This window comes from Mycobacterium sp. KBS0706 (assembly GCF_005938675.2).
In the GTDB taxonomy this organism is placed as follows: domain Bacteria; phylum Pseudomonadota; class Alphaproteobacteria; order DSM-16000; family Inquilinaceae; genus Inquilinus.
The window spans coordinates 1-3,844 of record NZ_VCCH02000216.1 but is presented as its reverse complement, the minus strand read 5'-3'; the positions used below and the strand labels follow the sequence as shown (position 1 = coordinate 3,844).

Annotated in this window: 4 protein-coding genes and 1 pseudogene; 4 read left to right on the top strand and 1 reads right to left on the bottom strand. The window is 66.6% G+C overall.

The annotated features are described in order from the left end of the window. Window positions 1-118: 118 nt before the first annotated feature. The 3 genes and pseudogenes from FFK22_RS41165 to FFK22_RS41155 all read left to right on the top strand — a co-directional run. A complete protein-coding gene (locus tag FFK22_RS41165) occupies window positions 119-661 on the top strand; it encodes a 2'-5' RNA ligase family protein (RefSeq protein ID WP_138893597.1) in 543 nt (180 codons plus the stop codon). Between the two features lie 20 nt (window positions 662-681). Further along, on the top strand, window positions 682-1,722 hold the full coding sequence (locus FFK22_RS44985; RefSeq protein ID WP_186002965.1) for a tyrosine-type recombinase/integrase: 1,041 nt from the start codon (window positions 682-684) through the stop codon (window positions 1,720-1,722). A 150-nt stretch (window positions 1,723-1,872) separates the two neighbouring features. Further along, window positions 1,873-2,268: pseudogene (locus FFK22_RS41155) on the top strand (MucR family transcriptional regulator); the annotation flags it as partial. Window positions 2,269-2,501: 233 nt separating this feature from the next. Here FFK22_RS41155 and FFK22_RS44980 read toward each other — a convergent pair. Beyond that, the gene (locus FFK22_RS44980; RefSeq protein WP_373683777.1) at window positions 2,502-2,744 is read right to left on the bottom strand and encodes a ribbon-helix-helix domain-containing protein; all 243 of its coding nucleotides are present in this window, start codon (window positions 2,742-2,744) and stop codon (window positions 2,502-2,504) included. Window positions 2,745-3,610: 866 nt separating this feature from the next. Here FFK22_RS44980 and FFK22_RS41145 point away from each other — a divergent pair. Next, window positions 3,611-3,844, top strand: a 234-nt coding sequence (locus FFK22_RS41145) for a phage integrase N-terminal SAM-like domain-containing protein (RefSeq protein ID WP_186002964.1), incomplete at its 3' end; no start/stop codon positions are given.

The following is a 3,844-nucleotide window of genomic DNA, read 5'->3' as shown; positions in this document are numbered from 1 at the left end:
GTTAAGGTCGGATAACAGATTGAAATCATTGGGCGATAAGGGGGCTTATCGGGCGTTGGGGCTTCCGCCGCGGACGGCGGGCGGGTAGACTCGCCCGGTCGCCAGTCCCGGAGGCTCCGTGCCGTTCGCCGTCACCCTCGATCTCGATCCGCATGGCGCCGGCTCCCTGGCGCCGCTGATCGACGCCGTCGAGCGGGCCGATCCCGATGCAATGACACCGCGACGGGCCCAGGTCGCCCCACATCTCTCGCTCGGCGTCTACGATCAGCTCGACGCCACGGCGATGAGCGCGTCGCTGCAGTGCTTCGCCGAGGCACAGCCGGCGATCGCCATCCAGCTGACGAGCCTGGGCGTGTTCCCGGGGCCGCCCTCCGTCCTGTTCGCAGCACCAGTGGTCACGGCCGAGCTGCTCGCCCTGCACCGCGCCTATCACCAGGCGAGCTGGGCGTCCGGCCCGCGCTGCTGGGCGCATTACCTGCCGGAGGCGTGGGTGCCGCATGTCACCCTCGGCGAGGGGATCCGGCCCCTGGCGGTGCAGACGGTGATGCTCGATGCGATCGCGGCCTGGCGGCCACGCCCGGCGGTGCTGCACCGGATTTCGCTGGTCCGGTTCCACCCGGTCGAGCTGCTGTGGTCGCGAGCCGTGTCGGTGGGCCCATGAGCGGGGGAGGGGAGGGGAGCATGCAAGACGGGGACCGACACGAGACGACGGCGGCCGCAGTGCTGTCGGATGTCGCGCTGACCGAGGCCCAGCTCGTCGAAATCCGCCGGCTTGCCGAGCGCGCCGACGAGCTGGTCGAGGCCTCGCTCTCGGCCAACACCCGGCGCGCCTACGGCACCGCCTGGCGCCAGTGGAGCGAATGGTGCCTGGGCTTCGGCCTGAACCCGGCCCAGGCGGATGCGTCTTGGCTGGCGATGCACCTCACCTCCCTCTCGGAAGCCCGGTCGCTCTCGACCATCGAGCTGCGGCGCGCCGCCGTTCTGGCGATACGGCGCCGACTCGGCCGACCGATCCATCTCGACGATGGGTATTTCTCGGAGTTCCTGGCCGGCCTGCGCCGGACCAAGGGCGCCCGCCCGGACAAGAAGGCGGCGCTGCTCGAGGAGAACCTGCGGGCGGTCCTGCTGCTGCTCGACCCCGTAACGGTGCCGGCACCGAAGCGCTGCCTGCGTGACCGGGCGCTGCTGCTGACCGGCTTTGCCGGCGGCTTCCGCCGCTCCGAGCTGGCCGGCTTCGACCTGCGCGACTTGACCTTCACGGCCGAGGGACTGGTGCCGTTCGTCGCCGGCTCCAAGACCGACCAGGAGAGGCGAGGGGAAGAGGTCGGGATCCAATCGGTGCCGCGGTCGCCGCTCTGCGCCGCGACTGCGCTCGCGGCTTGGCTCGCGGCCCGCGGCGATACGCCCGGGCCGCTGTTCTGTCGGATCGACCGCGGCGGCCATCTGACCTACGGCGTCGACGGCCGCTTGCAGCCGATCGACAGCAAGACCGTCGCCCGCCTGGTCAAGCGGGTGATCAAAGGGACCGGGCTGGCCGAGGGGGAGTTTTCCGGGCACAGCCTGCGCGCCGGCATGATGACGGCGGCCGACCGCAAGGGGGTGCCGCTCGAAGCGGCGATGCAGCATGGCCGCTGGAAGGACGCCCGCACCGCGCGCGGCTACCGGCGGCATTCGAGCCTGTGGCAGGGGAATTTCACCGGCAAACTGCTTGGCGACGAATAGAGGCAGCTGGACAGTGGTCGAAAGTCTTGATGTCTTGAGATCATTGCGAAGATTTCGAATTGACAAAACGCCCGTTGCATAAATCGATTCGTCATATTAGGACCGCGTTGTGCTTCACATTGGAGTGATTTGATGAGCGAGGTTGGCTCTATGAGTGGCCCTACAACCGCCGACGAAACGCGCCGTCTGGCCGCGGAAATTGTCTCGGCCCATGTCGCCAACAACAGCGTCGCGGTCTCGGACCTGCCGGGACTGATCGCGCAGGTTTACGGCGCACTGGACAAGCTGGGCCAACCGACCGAGCCCGTGATCACTCGTCCGGAGCCGGCGGTGCCGATCCGCAAGTCTGTGACGCCGGACGCCATCATCTGCCTCGAGGACGGCAGGAAGATGAAGATGCTGAAGCGGCATCTGGCCACGGCCTACAACATGACGCCGGAGCAGTACCGCGCGCGCTGGGGCCTGGCGGCCGACTATCCGATGGTCGCTCCGAACTATGCCCAGCAGCGGAGCACCCTCGCCAAGACCATCGGACTCGGCACTCGGCGCGGCGCCGCGCCGGCAGAGCCGGTCGTGCCCGCGCCGAAGCCCGCCAGGGCGCCGCGCACGCGCAAGGCCGCCGCAGCGAAGACGGCCTGAGTGGTCCGGAGCGAGCGGCGCCGGGCAGGCTGCCGCTCGCTGCGGTTTCGGGCGATGCACCCGTCAAGGTCGTGCCGTCATTCGGTGACGGAGGTGGGGCTCGCTACGTCGTTTCGGCCACCGATCCGAGTACAGCCTGACTATCGACGCGCCGTCCATTCATACCCTGGAGGGACGTGCGGAGCACGGCGATGGGTCAGCTCAAAAAAGTAGCTCAGTATAAATACACGAACGGCGCTCGACAGGTTATTGCCGCCACGTTGGGCAGCATCTATTCGGGTCACCAGGGCACGGAGCGTGATGTCTTCTCTCTCCAGGATCTCCTCTAATCCCAACCAGAAGGTCGTCTCCAACCTGATGCTGGTGCGCCTCCGGCCGACCATGATGTTGCGCGTGAGAGATCCAACCATGCTGTCAGCATACCGTGATTAATAACATTAAGCTAAAATTGCGTTCCAAATTGACGACGACCTTACGGACCGCACTCACAGGGCGTGAGCGCGAATTTGGATGTTCGCGAGCATCAATTCGGATGCCTGGAAGCCGTTACCCTTGGCTCTCGATCATGGCCAGGGCCGCGCGTCGATCTCTCGGATTGAGGGGGAACCTCAAGGTTTTGCCGCCAATGCACCTTTCGCCGGACAAAGAGAGAACGTGATCAGCCGGCGACGTCGAGCAGGTCGTCCTGGAGGCGGAGCGGCCAGTAGACGAGCGGGTCTGGGCTGCACGCGAACATACCGGTGATGGCCGATGTGTGTTCCAGCTTTCGGCGATCTCCTCATGCCTGCATGGCGACCGGTCCGAGGGAATGGAACATCGCCACCTGATAATCGTTTGGGAGCCCGAATATATCTGGACTTCAAGGCGCCATGCCGACCCCAAATTATGACGACCCTTCCCTTTGGAAAGTTGAGCTCTCCGACAATCGAGGCGTCGCCTCCTGCGGTCGCTATCGCGCACGCGTCAGGTTTCCAGGCGGTGGTCCATTCCAGTTGGTGTGGGTAGAAGGACCGGAGGAGGAACTGAGCTGCTCCAAGCTTCGAAGCGTGGTCAGAGAGGCCTGCTACCGAGCGCTTGGCGAGGGATAGGGCGCCCTAGCCAATCGACCTGGCCCGGCCGGGGTGCGCCATCGGACTAAGCCGCTGCGGCGGCACGTGGGTGCTGCGGGGGCGGAGAGTTGAGCCGGCCTGGGCCCTGATCGCGGGTCCTGTCTGAATCAGGGCCACCCCCCTGCAGACAGGAGAGTTCGATGAGCTCTGCGCCGATGAGCCCGCTGCGCCAGCGGATGATCGAGGACACGCGCATCCGCCGGTTCGGGCCCAAGCCCCAGCACGACTATGTCCGGGTGGTGGCCGACTTCGCCCGGTTCCTGGGCCGCTCGCCGGACCGGGCCGAGCCGGAGGATCTGCGGCGGTACCAGCTGCATCTGGCGGCCCAGGGCGCCTGGCCCGGCAAGATGAACCTCGCGGTCTCGGCGCTGCGG

Coding starts and splice junctions, on each gene's coding strand:
- FFK22_RS44985 (WP_186002965.1), top strand. CDS start 682: ATGCAAGACGGGGACCGACACGAGACGACGGCGGCCGCAGTGCTGTCG.
- FFK22_RS44980 (WP_373683777.1), bottom strand. CDS start 2,744: ATGGTCGGCCGGAGGCGCACCAGCATCAGGTTGGAGACGACCTTCTGG.